Below are 16286 nucleotides of genomic sequence, written 5' to 3' on the forward strand. Positions count from 1 at the left end.
ATGAACGAAGCTTTCACAACGATGCCGGTCCTGCTCGTCCTGACGGGCGCCGCCGCGGCGATCCTGACGCTGCTGTCGCTCTGGCGGCGGGCAGCCGCGGCGCGCGACGGGGCGCTCGCCGCGGCGCAGGCGGCCGAGGCGCGCTTCGCCGACAGCGCCGCCCGGCGCGAGGCCGAGACCATGCGCGCCACCGCAGCCGAGACCCGCGCCGAAGCGCAGGCCGCGCGGCTCGAGGAACTCAGGGTCGAGGCCGAGGGCCTTACCGACGCGCTCAACGGCGCGCGGGCCGAGGCGGCGGAATCCGCGCGCCAGCTGGCCGAGGTTCGGATCGCCGCCGCTAAGGACCGGGAGGCGGCCGCGCGCGAGATCGAGACCCTGCGCGGGTTGCGCGAGGAGATGACGGCCCAGTTCAAGGCGCTCTCGACCGAGACCCTGCGCCTGCAGGCCGAGGATACCAAGCGCAGCCAGAACGAGACCCTCACCTCGCTCCTGACCCCCTTCCGCGAGCAGGTCCACCGTTTCCAGACCGAGCTGCAGACCCGCGAGACCGAGGCCGGCAAGGAGCGCGAGCGGCTCGCTGCCCAGATCGAGTTCCTGCACAAGCGCAGCGAGGAGATTGGCCGCGAGGCCGTGGCGCTGACGCGCGCGCTGAAGGGCGAGAAGCAGGCCCAGGGAGCCTGGGGCGAGATGATCCTCCACCGGCTGCTCGAGGACAGCGGACTGGAAGAGGGTACCCACTATACCATCCACGAGAAGCGCCATGACGAGGCCGGACGCCGCTTCCACCCCGATGTAGTGGTGCGGATGCCGCGTGGCCGCCAGGTCGTGGTGGACAGCAAATGCTCGCTGATCGCCTATGAGGCCGCGGCCAATGCCGAGGACGAGGCGGTCCGCGCGGCGGCGCTGGCCGACCATGTTCGCGCCGTCCGCGCGCATATCACGGCGCTCTCGGCCAAGGCCTATGACAGCCTCGATTCGCAGTCGCTCGACTATGTGGTGATGTTCATCCCGATCGAGGGCGCCTTCGCCGACGCGCTGCGGGCCGACCGCGACCTGCCCGGCTTTGCCATGTCCAGGCGCATCGTTCTGTCTCCGCCGACCAACCTGATGCTGATGCTGCGCACGATCGAGCACATCTGGACGGTCGAGAAGCGCGAGAGCAACGCCGCTGAGATCGCTGCCCGCGCGGGGCGCCTCTACGACAAGGTCGCCGGCTTCGTCGCCTCGATGGAGGATGCCGGCCGCGCCATCGGCAAGGCGGCCGAGGCGCATGAGAAGGCGATGGGCCAGCTGAGCCGCGGCTCCGGCAACGTGATCCGCCAGGTCGAGCAGCTGCGCGAACTCGGTGCCCGGGCGACCAAGCGGATCGAGCTCGACCACGACCGCGCCGATGCCGAGCCCCGGCGTCTGACCGCCGAAGCCTGATCCCGGCCCGAGGGAACGCCTGCGCCGCCGCGGCGTTCGGCCCCCACATCCGGAGGATCGCGCATGCATCTCAGCCCTCTCGCCCGCCGCACCCTGGTCGGCTACCTGAACCACCTGATCAACGGCGGCGGCCATCTGGTGAGCCGGGATGAACTCGCCGCCCTCGCCCGGGCCGACGGCAGCGGGGCCGCCCGCATCGCCGACGCCGCGGCCGAGGCTGGCCGCTGGTGCGCCCAGCACAGCCTGCCCAACATCGCGGTCGCGCTGATCGGCGCCGAGCACGAGGGGAGCGCGGTCATGCTGCCCGACGCCGAGGTGGTCGACGCGATGGGCGGCGAGGCAGCGGTACGGGCCGAGCAGGCACGCCTGCGCGACTTCGACTGGCAGGGCTGGCGCGACGCGTGATCCGGACGATCGAGGCCGGTACAGGCTGCACTGACGCCTTCGAGCGCCAACGACGCCGTGCTCGACACGACGCCGGGCAACCATGGCGCCACTGGTTCACCGACGAGACGGCCCGCCTCGGCCGGATCTGACCGATACGGAAAAGTGGGGGATCACCGGGTCCCCGAACGCTGCGACCTGTGACAACTGCTCCGCCGAGCCGCGCGGCGCGCCGTCCCGGATGCCTGTTTGGACGAGCACAACACGTCCGGCGGCAGCACCTGATCGGCAGCCGGACCCTCGCCAATACGGCGCCAGACTCTCGGAGCTGGGGGTCGAGGCCGTGCATGTGCCCTGCGAGGGCCGGCGGACCGGCCCTGCAAGTTCTGATCGGCGGTCAAATTCTGTTCGTGCCGCCCGCGTCGGTTCAGGATCTGGCCGCGACGAACAAGGTCAAGGTTCTAGCCGTCACCGAAGGCGAGGCGATTGCGACCATGCCGGATGTTCCCACCGTCGAGCAGGCTGGGGGCTATGGGCGATTTCATCGTCCATAGCTGGCAGTCCTCGGCGCGCCCGCCGGAACCTCCGAGCCGGTCGTCGTGCAGCCCACCGAGACGCTGCAGGCCGTGCAGGCGAACCCGCCACAGTCGAGCGTCTGACCCAGATGGGCGATCGTGCCGCTTTTCGTCCCCCATCGCGAACAGACCGGCCGGGTACCGGAAGAACAGAAGGTGGCGCGGACGGCCCGCGCGATCAACCCGAGCGTCTGGAGAAGCACGCACTGGTGCGGATGGCTAAGCCGTTGGGCTAAGCTGTCCTCGGACGCGAGGAGCAGGTCATGATTATAGCAGTGTCATGAATCACGCCGGTCTGCGGCTTGGCATCGACCTCGGCGGCACCAAGGTCGAGGCTGCCGTGGTGGCTGCGGACGGCTCGGTCGTCGCCCGCTCCAGAGGGCCGAACCCCGGCCATTACGACGGCCTTCTGGGGACCGTCGCGGGGCTGGTCCACGCCGTGGAGGCAGAGGTCGGGCAGCGGCTCGAGCGGATCGGGGCAGGGGTTCCGGGCTCGGTGTCGCCGGTGGACGGGGCGATGCGCAACGCCAACAGCGTCTGGCTGAACGGGCGGCATCTGAGGGAGGATCTGGAGCGGACGCTCGGCCGGCCGGTCCGCTTGGCGAACGACGCCAACTGCATGGCCCTGTCCGAGGCCATCGACGGCGCCGGGGCGGATGCGCGGGTGGTCTTCGCGGTGATCCTCGGCACCGGCTGCGGCGGCGGGCTGGTCGTCGATCGCCGGCTCTGGGAGGGCCGCAACGGCGTCGCCGGCGAGTGGGGTCACACAGCCCTGCCCTGGATGCGCGAGGATGAGCTGCCGGGCACGCGCTGCTGGTGTGGGCGCGCAAACTGCATCGAGACCTATCTCTCCGGCTCGGGGCTGGAACGCGACTTCCGCGAGGCCACGGGGGAGGCCGTGAAAGCGGCCGAGATCATCGGCCGCGCGCGCGAGGGCGACCCGGATGCCGCTGCCGCGCTGTCGCGTCATCGGGACCGGCTGGCGCGGGCGCTGTCTGGGGTGGTGAACCTGCTCGACCCCGACGTCTTCGTCATCGCCGGGGGCCTCTCGAACGTGCCGGAGATCCTCGATGGCATGCAGGACGCGATGCGGCCTTATGTCTTCTCGGACAGGCTGACGACGCCGGTGCGGCGGGCGGTGCATGGCGACTCGTCCGGGGTGAGGGGCGCGGCCTGGCTCTGGCCGCTGGACTGAGCCCGCCCTCCGGCGAGGCGTGGAAGTTGGCGTCGGGTGTCGCGCCTCCGCCCGCGGACGGCCGCCTCGCCGTCCTGCGAATTGAGCTTCCGCCATCATTGCGAACTCGATACCCATGACGGGCGGGGTGAGGCCCCTGCCGCGCATTAGCGGCGGCCGGTGGTCTGACGGGGACTTGTCGAGCGGCTGGTTGTTTTTCGATCAGGGCATTTGAACAGCGATTGAAGGAGCGTGCTGGACAATGAAGATTGCTGTCGTCGGGCTTGGCTATGTGGGCCTTTCCCTTGCGGTCCTGCTGGCGCAGGCCGATGAAGTCGTGGCGCTCGACATCGATGCCTCGCGCGTGGATCAGGTGAACGCCGGGACCTCGCCGATCGAGGATGCCGATATCAGCCATTTCCTGGCCACCCGCCCGCTGAACCTCGCCGCCACCTCGGACGCCGGGCAGGCGCTGACCGGCGCGGAGTACGTCATCGTGGCGACGCCGACCAACTACGACCCGGACACCAACCGTTTCGATACCTCGACGGTCGAGAACGTGATCGCCACCGCCCGCCGCCATGCCCCGGACGCAACCATCGTCGTCAAGTCGACGATCCCCGTGGGCTTCACCGAGCAGATGCGGGCCGAGCACGATACCCGCCGCATCCTTTTCTCGCCCGAGTTCCTGCGCGAGGGGCGGGCGTTGCACGACAATCTGCATCCCTCACGCATCGTCGTGGGCGACACCACTCCCGAGGCGCGCCGCTTCGCCGAACTGCTGGCGGCGAGGTCGCTGGACGGCGACGTGCCCGTGCTCTTCACCGGCTCGACCGAGGCCGAGGCGATCAAGCTGTTTTCCAATACCTACCTCGCCATGCGGGTCGCCTTCTTCAACGAGCTCGACAGCTATGCGCTGAGCCGCGGGCTGGAAACGCGCCAGATCATCGACGGCGTGTGCCTCGATCCGCGGATCGCCGCGCATTACAACAATCCGAGCTTCGGCTATGGCGGCTACTGCCTGCCCAAGGACACGAGGCAGCTTCTGGCCAATTACGAGCAGGTTCCGCAGAACCTGATCGCGGCCGTGGTGGATTCGAACCGCACCCGCAAGGACGTGATCGCCGAGCAGGTCGTGGCAATGCGGCCCGCGACGGTCGGCGTCCACCGGCTGGTGATGAAGGCCGGTTCCGACAATTACCGCGACAGCTCGGTCCAGGGGATCATGAAGCGGATCAAGGCCAAGGGTATTCCTGTCGTCGTCTACGAGCCGGTGTTGCAGGACGACCTGTTCTTCAACTCGCCGGTCATCCGCGACCTCGACGAGTTCAAGGCCATGGCCGACCTCATCATCACCAACAGGCGCAGCCCGGAACTTGACGACGTGGCCGAGAAGGTCTTCACCCGCGATCTCTTCGGGCAGGACTGACGGCAGCCAGCAGCCCGGTGTTCCGGTCCTTCTGATCGGGTCAGGGCCGGCCGCAGCAGCGGGCTGGTCGCAGAACGGGAGCAGGTGGGAGCCGGCAAGGCCCCGCCCGCAAAGCTCCAGTTGATCGGCGGTGCGCCGTCGCGCGGGGAGCGTCTGCAAGCAGGCGAGTGGACAAGCCGCGGACCTGCATGCTACCTCCCCGCCGCGCCTCATGGGCGCGCGTGCGCCCGGCGCAGACGACAACCGCCAGACGAGACCGTCCATGCTCATTCTCCATGTCGGGACGCAGAAGACCGGCTCGTCCTCGATCCAGCACTTCCTGAGGCCGAACCGAGACGCGCTGCTGGGGATGGGACTCGACTTCATCCGGGCGGCGCGGGGCTGGATCGACCACAACAAGCTCGCCCACGAACTGCGCGGCGGCAGCGAGGACACGCCGCTGCTCGACGCGGTGGTGGCCGAGGTCCAGGCCTCGAAGGCGCCCATGCAGCTGGTCTCCGGCGAGATGCTGTTTCACCCGCGCGTGGCCAACCGCCTCGCCCGGCGCATGCCCGAGGCCCTGCGGGCGCGGACCCGCATCGTGACCTATCTGCGCCGGCCCGACGAGCTGATGGAATCCCTCTACAAGCAGCGGGTCAAGACCGGGGCGATCCAGCCGAAGCCGAAGCAGTATCTCGACGGCGCGCGCTACGAATGCGATTACCTCGCCACCCTCGACGCCTTCGAAGCGGCCTTCGATCGCGGGGCGATGATCGTGCGCCCCTACCGCCGCGACCTGCTGGAGGGGGGCGACATTCTCGCCGATTTCCTCGGCGTCCTGGGCCTGCCGGGCGCCATCGACCTGCCGCGCGAGAAGCCCGAGGACAACCCCACCTTCTCGGCCGCGGTCTCGGAGCTGATGGGCACCGTGGTCCGCCGCACGCCGTTCCACAGCGCCAAGGTCAACGAGATCCTGGCGGTCGAGGACATGCCCGGCATCCGGCGCGCGGGCGATGTCTATACATTGCAGCACCGGCGGGCGCTGATGAACGAGCTGCGGCCGGGTCTCGACGAGATCGCCACCCGCTATGGCGGCCGGCTGGCCGAGGTCTTCGCGGCCCCGGACCTCGAGGCCGAGCCGCCCGGTTCCTTCCCGCGCCCGCCCGAGCGGGTGGAGCTTTACCGCGCCGCGGCGAATGCCGTCATCAGCGCCATCGGCAAGCTGCAGCGCGAGGAAGCCTGAGCCGCCTCAGGGGTCCAGCCCCAGAAGCGCGTAGCCTCGCGCGCCGAGAAAGCCGTATTGCTGCTTGAGGATCTTGCGGACCGCGTCGGGCTTGATCAGCGTCGCGCCGGTCTTGCGCGGTTCCTCGAGGTCGTAGGAGTAGCGGTCGTTATCGTCGCGATGGGTCAGGAAGACATGCCGCCGGGTGTCCTGGAAAGTCGGGACGTGACGCGGGATGTGCTTGTGCTGGGTCCAACTGAAGACGCTCTTCTGCCGATGCCGCATGGCCAGCCCGCAGCCGATGAAGGACGCATAGCGGTGCAGCATGACCGGCGCACGCCCGCCATAGGCCGCCGAGATGAGGATGTTGGGATAGGCGATGCCGTAATTCTTCAGCGGCGCCAGCATCCCGGAATGCGCCCGCGTCAGGGCGATGTAGTCGTCGAAGAGGAAATCGTCGTCGTCGAGCCGGAACTGCGTGATCTCGCCCCAGTCATGGCCCAGTCCGCGCACGATCTCCTTCTGCGCCTCGACGGTGTCGGAGGGCGGCAGGAAATACGGCACGATGCTGCACGACGCGGCGCAGATCGCCTCCAGCCGCCGCCGGTAGGGCGCGGGCAGCCGGTCCGAGGACATCAGCACCATCGTGAAGTCCTGGTCCGTCTGCCCCTCCATCGAGGGCACGAACAGGTTCTCAAAGGCGTCGAACCGCCGCTCGAGCCGCTCCTCCGCGAAGAGCTGCGGGGCAACGCGCTCGACGATCTCCTCGTCCCCCATCCCGCCCGCGCGATCCTTGTTGTAGGCCGTCCAGTCGCCCCGCCCGAGCATCGAGAAGCGGCAAAAACCCACGAGCTTCATGCGAGATCCCTGTCTTGCCGCAGCGTCCGGTGGTCATCCAAGGGCGTGACCGGAGCGGGGCCACACCGGCCGCCGCGCAGAGGCGCATGGCGGCGGACTGCGTTCACGCCTTCAGCCCGGTCTCCTTCAGCAGCCCCTTGCGCTTGGCCTCGTAGTAATAGCCGTTCGCATACCACTGCACCGCCTTCGCCTCGTCGCCGCCGGAGACGAGCCAGGCGCCGCGCAGGTATTTCACGCCGTAGCGGAGGTTCGTCTCGGCATCAAGGAGCTGCGCGGGCTCGCCGCGGAAGCCCATGGTCTGCGCGGTCTGGGGAAGGATCTGCATCAGGCCCATATAGGGGCCATTCCGCGCCTCCGCCCGGTAGCGCGATTCGCGCTGCACGACGCGGTGGACCAGCGTGACCGGCACATCGTATTCCGCGGCGTAATGCTCGATCAGCGCCCGCAGTTCGGGCGTCAGGCCGGCGTTGTCGCCCTGCGCCATGCCGCGGGGCATCATGGTCATGGGATCGGGCTTGCCGGTGCAGGCTGCGAGCGCAAGGGTCGCGGCCAGCAGCGTGGCCCGCGTCAGGGTCTGGGATGTCACTGTCGCCTCGGCTGTCTTGTTCTTATGCGCGTGAGCATAGCAGCGCCCGCGCCGCCGATCCAGAACGGCAACGCGGGCGCACGGGCTTGTCAGACGTGGATGGCGCCGTCGCCGCAGGCGAGCGCGGCCTCGCGCACCGCCTCGGAGACGGTCGGATGCGCGTGGCAGGTCAGCGCAATGTCCTCAGCCGCGGCGCCGAAGGACATGGCGACGGCGACCTCGTGGATGATCTCGCCCGCGCCGGGGCCGATGATGTGGCAGCCGAGGACGCGGTCGGTCTCGGCATCCGTCACCAGCTTCACGAAACCCTCGGCCTCGAGCATCGCCTTGGCCCGCGCGTTGCCCATCAAGGGGAACTTGCCCGTCTTGACCTTGCGCCCGCTCTCCTTCGCCGCCGCCTCGGTCAGGCCGATCGCCGCGACCTCCGGCATGGTGTAGATGACCGAGGGAATGACGCCGTAATCCACATGGCCGTGCCTGCCGGCGATGACCTCGGCCACCGCCATGCCTTCGTCCTCGGCCTTGTGGGCGAGCATCGGGCCTTTGGTGACATCGCCGATGGCGTAGATGCCGGGGATGTTGGTTTGCCACTGCTCGCCGGTGACGATCACGCCGCGGTCGGTCTCGACCCCGAGCGCGTCGAGGCCCAGCCCCTCGGTGTTCGCCCTCCGACCCGTGGCGACCAGCACCACATCGGCCTCGGCCGACTGTGCCTCGCCGCCCTTGGCAGGTGCCCAGCTCACAGTCGCGCGGCCGTCCTTGACCTCCACCCCGGACACCGCCGCGCCGAGCGTGAACTCCAGCCCCTGCTTGGCGAGGATCCGCTGGAACGCCTTCTGCACCTCGGCATCCATGCCCGGCGTCACCGCGTCGAGATATTCCAGCACCCGGACCTTGGCGCCCAGCCGGGCATAGACCGACCCAAGCTCCAGCCCGATCACGCCGGCGCCGATCACGACCATGCTCTCCGGGATCTTCCTCAGCGCGAGCGCCCCGGTCGAATCCACGACCACGCCCGCGTCGTTGTCCACCTCGACCCCTTTAAGCGCCGAGGGCACCGAGCCTGAAGCGATCACGATGGCCTTTGCCTCGTGCACCTCGTCGCCGACCTTGACCTTGCCGGCCTCGGGGATGCTGGCCCAGCCCTTCAGCCAGTCGATCTTGTTCTTCTTGAACAGGAACTCGATCCCCTTGGTGTTCCCCCCCACGGTCTCTGCCTTGTAGCCCTGCATCTTCTCCCAATCGATGCCGGGCGCCTCGCCGGTGATTCCAAGCTTGGCGAAGTTGTGCGTCGCCTCGTGGTAGAGATGGCTCGCATGCAGCAGCGCCTTTGACGGGATGCAGCCGACATTGAGGCAGGTGCCGCCCAGGCTCTCGCGCCCCTCGACGCAGGCCACCTTGAGGCCAAGCTGGGCCGCGCGGATGGCGCAGACATAGCCGCCGGGGCCGGCGCCGATGACGACGAGATCATACATGGGAGAGGGTCCTTTTCTGCGGCCGGGTCAGATGAGTGCGGCCAGGATCATGGCGAAGGTGGCAAATGCGCCCACGGCGTAGATGAGCGAGCGCCACGGGCTCCATCCGCGGGCATAGGCCGGGACGTAGAGGATGCGGGCGATCAGATAGACCCAGGCGCAGGCGGCGGTGAAGCCCGAGGCGCTGCCCGAGAGGGTGACGACCACCACGGCGATGGTGAAGAAGCTCAGCGCCTCGAAGTGGTTGCTGACGGCGCGTCGCAGGCGGCCGGTCAGGATCGAGAAGCCCGGCTCGTGGTCACGCGGGCTGGCGTTCCATTCGGCCAGCCCGTCGCGGTTCATGGACCAGCCCGCTAAGCCGATCTGGCCGAGTTGCAGGATCGCCGCGAGGGCGAGGGCGGTCAGTTCGTGCGACATGCCGGGCTCAGGCGGTCTGCAGGACGTGGACCTCGGTCCCGGTCACGCCCGCCTGCGCGTTGAGGACCTGCGCCGCGCCGTCGAGATAGTCGCGCGCGCGGGCCGGATCGCCCGACTGGTAGAGCGCCCAGGCAGTCGCGCCGCCCTCGCGCCACAGTTGCAGCAGCGACAGCCCGTTGCGGCCGCGGTCCTCGGCATCGGCGTCGAAGGCGCGGCGGAAGGCGGCGGCATCGCCGTGGTCGTAGCGAACGAGGATCTGGGTGGTCATGTCCGGTCTCCCTCAGGCGGCGTCGGGCGGGCGCCGGTTGGTCATGTCGCCGCGCCCGGCAAGGAGGCCAGCCACGGAAATGTCCTCGTCGAGCGCGTCCCAGTGCAGACCCTCGCCGCCGTGGCCGATGCGGCTCGCGGCGCGCTCGGCCGGGGTGGCGTCGAGGAGGCGGGGGAACCACGCGAGTGGTACCGCCAAGCTGCGGCCGTCGGCGAGGTCCACCCACAGCGTGTCATCGTCGCAGCGCAAGGCGGTCGCTTCAGCGGAAATGCTCATCCCATGCCCTCTCGATCTCAGCACGCCGGCCACGCGCCACGAAGAGCAACTCGGCCAGCCGCCGCCTATCGTAACCCGCGCTCGATGCCATCGCCACATCCGGCCGCATCCAGGTTTTCGCGCGCCCACCGAGGCCTTCGACATGGACGTGGACCGGCTCGCGCGGATCGCCCTCGTTCGAGTAGAAGAAGAACCGGTCCGTGCCGTGACGGAAGACGGTCGGCAAAGCCTCACAGATCCATCAGCAACCGCCGCGGGTCCTCCAGTGCCTCCTTCACGCGGACGAGGAACGTCACCGCCCCCTTGCCGTCGACGACCCGGTGGTCGTAGCTCAGCGCCAGATACATCATCGGCCGGATCACGATCTCGCCGCCGACGACGACCGGGCGGTCCTGGATCTTGTGCATCCCGAGGATGCCCGATTGCGGCGGGTTGAGGATCGGCGAGGACATCAGCGAGCCGTAGACGCCGCCGTTCGAGATGGTGAAGGTGCCGCCCTGCATCTCGGCGAGCGTCAGCTTGCCGTCGCGGGCGCGGGCGCCGAGATCGCCGATCTCCTTCTCGATCTGCGCGAAGCTCTTGCCATCGGCGTCGCGGACGACCGGCACCACGAGGCCGTTCGGCGTCCCCACGGCCACGCCCATATGGACGAAGCGCTTGTAGACGATATCGCCACCATCGATCTCGGCATTGACCTCGGGGACCTCCTGCAGCGCATGCACGCAGGCCTTCACGAAGAACGACATGAAGCCGAGCTTCACCTTGTGCTTCTTCTCGAACTGGTCCTTGTACTCGGCCCGCAGGTCCATGATCGCGGACATGTCGGCCTCGTTGTAGGTCGTCAGCATGGCCGCGGTGTTCTGCGCGTCCTTGAGGCGCCGGGCGATGGTGGCGCGCAAGCGGGTCATCTTGACCCGCTCCTCGCGCGCCGCATCGTCAGCGGACGATGGCGCGCGCGGGGCGGGCGCGGGCTCGGGCGCGGCGCTTCGCTGCGGGGCAGGGGCGGTACCGGCGCGGGCTACGTCCTCCTTCATCACTCGGCCGCCCTTGCCGGTGCCCTCGACCTGCTCGCGGGCGAGGCCCTTCTCGGCCATCGCCTTCTTCGCGGAAGGCGCGTCCTCGACATCCTCGCGCGGGACCAGTTGCTCCGGCCCGGCGCCCGGCGAGCCGACGGCATGCGCCTCCTGCGGCGAGCCCTGCGGCTGGCTCGCCTCGGCCTTCGCGGCTTCGGTGGCGGGCGCGGCGCCCCCGGCAGCCGCCCCCGCGGTGGCGCCCGCGGTGATGATCGCCAGCCGCGCGTTGGCGGCCACCGTCTCGCCCTCCGGCGCGAGGATCTCGGCCAGCACGCCCGCGGCGGGGGCGGGCACCTCGACCGAGACCTTGTCGGTCTCGAGCTCGCACAGCATCTCGTCCTGCTGGACGGCTTCGCCCGCCTTCTTGAACCATGTCGCGACCGTCGCCTCGGTCACGCTCTCGCCGAGGGTCGGCACCATCACGTCCACGGTCTTGTCGCTCATCGGGGTCGCAGCCTCATCCATGTCGCGGGCGTGGGCCCCCGCCTTGCCAGCGACGGAGACAGTCGCCTCCGCGCCCTCGTCAATCTGCGCCAGAAGCGCGTTTGGGGCCACCGTCTCGCCCTCGGCGGCGACGATCTCGGCCAGCACCCCGGCCACCGGCGAGGGCACCTCGACCGTCACCTTGTCGGTCTCGAGTTCGCAGAGCATCTCGTCCACCGCCACGGCATCGCCCGGCTTCTTGAACCAGGTCGCCACCGTCGCCTCGGCCACGCTCTCGCCCAAGGTCGGGACGCGGACCTCGGTTGTCACGAGGACGCCTCCAGCCCGAGAGCCTCGGCCACGAGCTTGTCTTGCTCGGCCTTGTGGCGACTGGCGAGCCCGGTCGCGGGCGAGGCCGCGGCGTGGCGGCCGGCATAGGTCGCGCGCGTGTGCGTCGCGCCGATGCGGGTCAGCACCCATTCGAGGTTCGGCTCGACGAAGCTCCAGCCGCCCTGGTTCTTCGGCTCCTCCTGCGCCCAGACGAACTCGGCTCCCTTGAAACGCTCGAAGAGCTTGATGAGCGACTGCTGCGGGAAGGGATAGAACTGCTCGAGCCGCGCCAGATAGACGTCCTCCAGCCCGGCCTCGTCGCGCGCGGCAAGCAGGTCGTAATAGACCTTGCCCGAGCAGATCACGACGCGGCGCACCTTGTCGTCGGCGGCCAGCCGGAGCGTCCAGCCCTCGCCATCGGCATGGTCGCAGAGGACGCGGTGGAAGGTCGAGCCGGTCTGGAACTCCTCGGCGGTCGAGACCGCCTGCGGATGGCGCAGCAGCGACTTGGGCGTCATCAGGACCAGCGGCTTGCGGAACGGCCGCGCGATCTGCCGGCGCAGGATGTGGAAGTAGTTGGCGGGCGTCGTGCAGTTGGCGACGATCCAGTTGTTCTCGGCGCACATTTGCAGGAAGCGCTCGAGCCGGGCCGAGCTGTGCTCCGGCCCCTGTCCCTCGTAGCCATGCGGCAGCAGCATCACGAGGCCCGACATCCTGAGCCACTTGCGTTCGGCCGAGGAGATGAACTGGTCGAACATGATCTGCGCGCCGTTGGCGAAGTCGCCGAACTGCGCCTCCCACATGGTCAGCGTGTTCGGCTCGGCCAGGGTGTAGCCGTATTCAAAGCCCAGCACCGCGTATTCCGAGAGCATCGAATCGATGGCCTCGTAGCGCGCCTGCCCGCTGCGGATGTTGTTCAGCGGGTAATAGCGCTCCTCAGTCGTCTGATCGACGAAGGCCGAGTGGCGCTGGCTGAAGGTGCCGCGGACGCTGTCCTGCCCCGACAGGCGCACGCCGTGCCCCTCGACCAGCAGCGATCCGAAGGCCAGCGCCTCGCCGGTCGCCCAGTCGAAGCCGCGGCCCTCCTCGAACATCCTGCGCTTGGCCTCGATCAGCCGGCCCACGGTCCGGTGCAGGTCGAACCCCTCGGGCGCGCGGGTCAGCGCGGCGCCAATCTCGGCCATGGTCTCGGGCGCGATGCCGGTGCTGCCGGAGACGTAGTCCTCGCCCTCGCGCTCCAGCCCCGACCACTTGCCGTCGAGCCAGTCGGCCTTGTTCGGCATGAACTGCTTGCCGGCCTCGAACTCCTCGTTCAACCGCGCCTGGAAAGCGGCCTTCATGTCCTCGATCTCGCCCTCGGGGATCAGCCCGTCCGAGACCAGCCGCTCGGTATAGAGCTGCAGGGTGGTCTTGTGGGACTTGATCTCCTTGTACATCGCCGGGTTGGTGAACATGGGCTCGTCGCCCTCGTTATGCCCGAAGCGGCGGTAGCAGAAGATGTCGATCACCACGTCCTTGTGGAACTTCTGCCGGAACTCGGTCGCCACCCGCGCGGCATGAACCACGGCCTCGGGATCGTCGCCGTTCACGTGGAAGATCGGCGCCTCGACCATCAGCGCGATGTCGGTCGGGTAGGGCGAGGTGCGCGAGAAATGCGGCGCCGTCGTGAAGCCGATCTGGTTGTTGACGATGATGTGCATCGTCCCGCCGGTGCGATGCCCGCGGATGCCCGAGAGCTGCAGGCACTCGGCCACCACGCCCTGGCCCGCGAAGGCGGCGTCGCCGTGCAGGAGCACCGGGATGACGCTGGTGCGCTCGTTCTGGTCGCCGAACTGGTCCTGCTTGGCGCGAACCTTGCCCAGCACCACCGGGTTCACCGCCTCGAGATGCGAGGGGTTCGCGGTCAGCGACAGGTGGACGACATTGCCGTCGAACTCGCGGTCCGAACTCGCGCCGAGGTGGTATTTCACATCGCCGGAACCGTCGACGTCATCGGGCTTGAAGCTGCCGCCCTGGAACTCGTGGAAGATCGCCCGGTAGGGCTTGCCCATGACGTTGGCCAGCACCGACAACCGGCCGCGATGCGGCATGCCGATGGCGATCTCCTTCACGCCGAGCTGCCCGCCGCGCTTGATGATCTGCTCCATCGCCGGGATCAGCGCCTCGCCGCCGTCGAGGCCGAAGCGCTTGGTGCCCATGTACTTGACGTGCAGGAACTTCTCGAAGCCCTCGGCTTCCACGAGGCTGTTGAGGATCGCGCGCCGGCCCTCGCGGGTGAACTGGATCTCCTTGCCGTAGCCCTCGATCCGCTCCTTCAGCCAGGCCGACTGCTCGGGGTCGGAGATGTGCATGAACTGCAGCGCGAAGGTGCCGCAATAAGTGCGGGTCATCAGGTCCACGATCTGCCGGATCGAGGCGATCTGCAGGCCCAACACGTTGTCGATGAAGATCGGGCGGTCCATGTCCTCCGGCTTGAAGCCGTAGGTGGCCGGGTCGAGCTCGCCCAAGGGCGGCATCTCGCGCATGCCCAGCGGGTCGAGGTCGGCATGCAGGTGGCCGCGGATGCGGAAGGCGCGGATCAGCATGATCGCGCGGATGCTGTCGAGGACCGCGCGGCGCAGCTGCTCGCTGGTCAGCGCGATGCCCTTTTCCTCGGCCTTGTCGGCGATCTTGTCCATCGCCGCCCGGGCCTCGGTCTTCGAGGACATCGGCCACTCGCCGGTCAGCGCGGCGATGGTGTCGTCGGAAGGCTGCACCGGCCAGTCGCTGCGCGCCCAGGAGGCGCCCTTCGCGCTCCGCTCGGCGTCACCCGCGCCATCGCCGAGGCTGCGGAAATAGGCGTCCCATGCCGCATCGACGGCGGCCGGGTCCTTCGACCACTGGCCGTAGAGCTGCTCGACCCAGGCGGCGTTGACGCCCTGCAGGAAGGAGCTGTCATGGAAGGCGGCGTTCGGGCTCTGGTCGTTCATGGATATCCTCCCGGGGGGTCCCCGACAGTGGCGATGCGCCTCAGGCGCAGGTGATCTCGATCAGGCGGGCGCCGGGCAGGTCGCCCGCGCCCTGGGTTCGTCCCTCGGACACGCCGGCGAGCGGCCGGCCCGCACTGGCGCAGAGCCGCTGACCCACGGCCGAGGGCGTGGCGGCGGAGGCGTGGTAGAGCACGCGCCAGCCGCGCGCGGTCTGCGCGACGCTGTAGACCGCGCCCGGCGGCAGGCCGGTCGCAGCGTGAAGGTTGGTCGAGGCGGGCAGGCCGCGCATGGTGCCCCCGGCGACGCCCGGCGCGATCGTCTCGGGCGCGCAGGCGGCGAGCGTCAGGACGGCGACGGCCGCCCCGGCGAGGGCGACAGTGCGGGCCGCGGGGCGGCGGATGGTCGTGGTCGGCTCGGCCATGATGGTCTCCCCTGTCCTCCCCCCCCAACGTGGCCGGTGCGGGGCGGCGTTCCCGCCCTCGCGCCGGCGTGACCGGCCGGCCTCAGCCGCGGATCGCCGCCATGACGGCTTCGCCCAGCTTCGCCGGGCTGTCGGCGACCACGATGCCCGCGGCCTTCATCGCCTCGATCTTGCTCTCGGCATCGCCCTTGCCGCCCGACACGATCGCGCCCGCATGGCCCATGCGCCGGCCCGGAGGCGCGGTGCGGCCGGCGATGAAGCCCGCGGTCGGCTTCCAGCGCCCGGCCTTCTTCTCGTCGGCCAGGAACTGCGCCGCCTCTTCCTCGGCCGCGCCGCCGATCTCGCCGATCATGATGATCGACTCGGTCTCCGGGTCGGCGAGGAACATCTCCAGCACGTCCAGATGCTCCATCCCCTTGATCGGGTCGCCGCCGATGCCGACGGCGGAGGACTGGCCGAGGCCCACATCCGAGGTCTGCTTGACCGCCTCATAGGTCAGCGTGCCGGAGCGCGAGACCACGCCCACCTTGCCGCGGCGGAAGATCGAGCCGGGCATGATCCCGATCTTGCACTCGTCCGGGGTCATGATGCCAGGGCAGTTCGGGCCGATCAGGCGGCTGGCCGAGCCTTCGAGCGCGCGCTTCACGCGCATCATGTCGAGGACCGGGATGCCTTCGGTGATGCAGACGATCAGCGGCACCTCGGCGTCGATTGCCTCGAGGATCGAGTCGGCGGCGAAGGGCGGCGGCACGTAGATCACGGAGGCGTCCGCTCCGGTGCGCTCGACGGCCTCGTGGACCGAGTCGAAGACCGGCAGGCCCAGATGCTCGGAGCCGCCCTTTCCGGGCGTCACGCCGCCGACCATCTGCGTGCCATAGGCGATCGCCTGCTCGGTGTGGAAGGTGCCCTGCGACCCGGTGATGCCCTGGGTGATGACGCGGGTCGTTTTGTCGACGAGAATGGCCATTTCATGCCCTTGCGTAGGGTGCGTGCTCCGCACGC

16 protein-coding genes are annotated in these 16286 nt (G+C 69.2%); 5 read left to right on the forward strand and 11 right to left on the reverse strand.

Annotation, left to right across the window (positions count from 1 at the left end; genetic code table 11):
- The 5 genes from GI374_RS09810 to GI374_RS09830 all read left to right on the forward strand — a co-directional run bounded on the left by GI374_RS09810 (position 1) and on the right by GI374_RS09830 (position 6209).
- Entirely contained in the window at positions 1–1425 is a 1425-nt protein-coding gene (locus tag GI374_RS09810) for a DNA recombination protein RmuC (protein WP_229583044.1), read from the forward strand.
- A 63-nt stretch (positions 1426–1488) separates the two neighbouring features.
- On the forward strand, positions 1489–1830 hold the full coding sequence (locus GI374_RS09815; RefSeq protein WP_154336900.1) for a hypothetical protein: 342 nt from the start codon (positions 1489–1491) through the stop codon (positions 1828–1830).
- Between the two features lie 834 nt (positions 1831–2664).
- Positions 2665–3579: an ROK family protein gene (locus GI374_RS09820; protein ID WP_154336901.1), complete on the forward strand. Its 915-nt coding sequence runs from the start codon at positions 2665–2667 to the stop codon at positions 3577–3579.
- Positions 3580–3820: 241 nt separating this feature from the next.
- Complete coding sequence (locus GI374_RS09825; protein ID WP_154336902.1) at positions 3821–4987, forward strand: nucleotide sugar dehydrogenase; 1167 nt, start codon at positions 3821–3823, stop codon at positions 4985–4987.
- Positions 4988–5249: 262 nt separating this feature from the next.
- Positions 5250–6209, forward strand: a complete 960-nt coding sequence (locus GI374_RS09830; protein WP_154336903.1) for a hypothetical protein — start codon at positions 5250–5252, stop codon at positions 6207–6209.
- A gap of 6 nt (positions 6210–6215) precedes the next feature.
- Here the strand turns inward: GI374_RS09830 and GI374_RS09835 are convergent, their stop codons facing one another.
- From GI374_RS09835 to sucD, 11 genes are all read right to left on the reverse strand, one after another.
- Positions 6216–7046, reverse strand: a complete 831-nt coding sequence (locus GI374_RS09835; protein ID WP_154336904.1) for a glycosyltransferase — start codon at positions 7044–7046, stop codon at positions 6216–6218.
- 103 nt (positions 7047–7149) lie between these two features.
- Positions 7150–7632: a transglycosylase SLT domain-containing protein gene (locus GI374_RS09840; protein WP_370515260.1), complete on the reverse strand. Its 483-nt coding sequence runs from the start codon at positions 7630–7632 to the stop codon at positions 7150–7152.
- 89 nt (positions 7633–7721) lie between these two features.
- The gene (gene lpdA, locus GI374_RS09845; protein ID WP_154336905.1) at positions 7722–9107 is read right to left on the reverse strand and encodes a dihydrolipoyl dehydrogenase; all 1386 of its coding nucleotides are present in this window, start codon (positions 9105–9107) and stop codon (positions 7722–7724) included.
- A 27-nt stretch (positions 9108–9134) separates the two neighbouring features.
- Positions 9135–9524, reverse strand: coding sequence for an MAPEG family protein (locus tag GI374_RS09850; protein WP_154336906.1), 390 nt, complete (start codon positions 9522–9524; stop codon positions 9135–9137).
- 7 nt (positions 9525–9531) lie between these two features.
- Positions 9532–9792, reverse strand: a complete 261-nt coding sequence (locus GI374_RS09855; protein WP_154336907.1) for a hypothetical protein — start codon at positions 9790–9792, stop codon at positions 9532–9534.
- Between the two features lie 12 nt (positions 9793–9804).
- Positions 9805–10041, reverse strand: coding sequence for a DUF2442 domain-containing protein (locus tag GI374_RS09860; RefSeq protein ID WP_229583049.1), 237 nt, complete (start codon positions 10039–10041; stop codon positions 9805–9807).
- 10 nt (positions 10042–10051) lie between these two features.
- Positions 10052–10294 carry a DUF4160 domain-containing protein gene (locus GI374_RS09865; protein WP_154336909.1) on the reverse strand — a complete coding sequence of 81 codons (243 nt, stop codon included), beginning with the start codon at positions 10292–10294 and terminating at the stop codon, positions 10052–10054.
- Between the two features lie 4 nt (positions 10295–10298).
- On the reverse strand, positions 10299–11894 hold the full coding sequence (gene odhB / locus GI374_RS09870; protein ID WP_370515261.1) for a 2-oxoglutarate dehydrogenase complex dihydrolipoyllysine-residue succinyltransferase: 1596 nt from the start codon (positions 11892–11894) through the stop codon (positions 10299–10301).
- Positions 11891–14863 (reverse strand): 2-oxoglutarate dehydrogenase E1 component, encoded by a 2973-nt coding sequence (locus GI374_RS09875; protein ID WP_154336910.1) that lies wholly within the window; start codon positions 14861–14863, stop codon positions 11891–11893. Before GI374_RS09875 ends, odhB begins: the two co-directional genes overlap by 4 nt.
- A 40-nt stretch (positions 14864–14903) precedes the next feature.
- Positions 14904–15284 (reverse strand): hypothetical protein, encoded by a 381-nt coding sequence (locus tag GI374_RS09880; protein WP_154336911.1) that lies wholly within the window; start codon positions 15282–15284, stop codon positions 14904–14906.
- An 82-nt stretch (positions 15285–15366) separates the two neighbouring features.
- Positions 15367–16251, reverse strand: coding sequence for a succinate--CoA ligase subunit alpha (gene sucD / locus GI374_RS09885; RefSeq protein WP_154336912.1), 885 nt, complete (start codon positions 16249–16251; stop codon positions 15367–15369).
- Positions 16252–16286 lie beyond the last annotated feature (35 nt).

The sequence above is a fragment of the Paracoccus sp. S-4012 genome, from assembly GCF_009674885.1.
GTDB lineage: Bacteria > Pseudomonadota > Alphaproteobacteria > Rhodobacterales > Rhodobacteraceae > Paracoccus.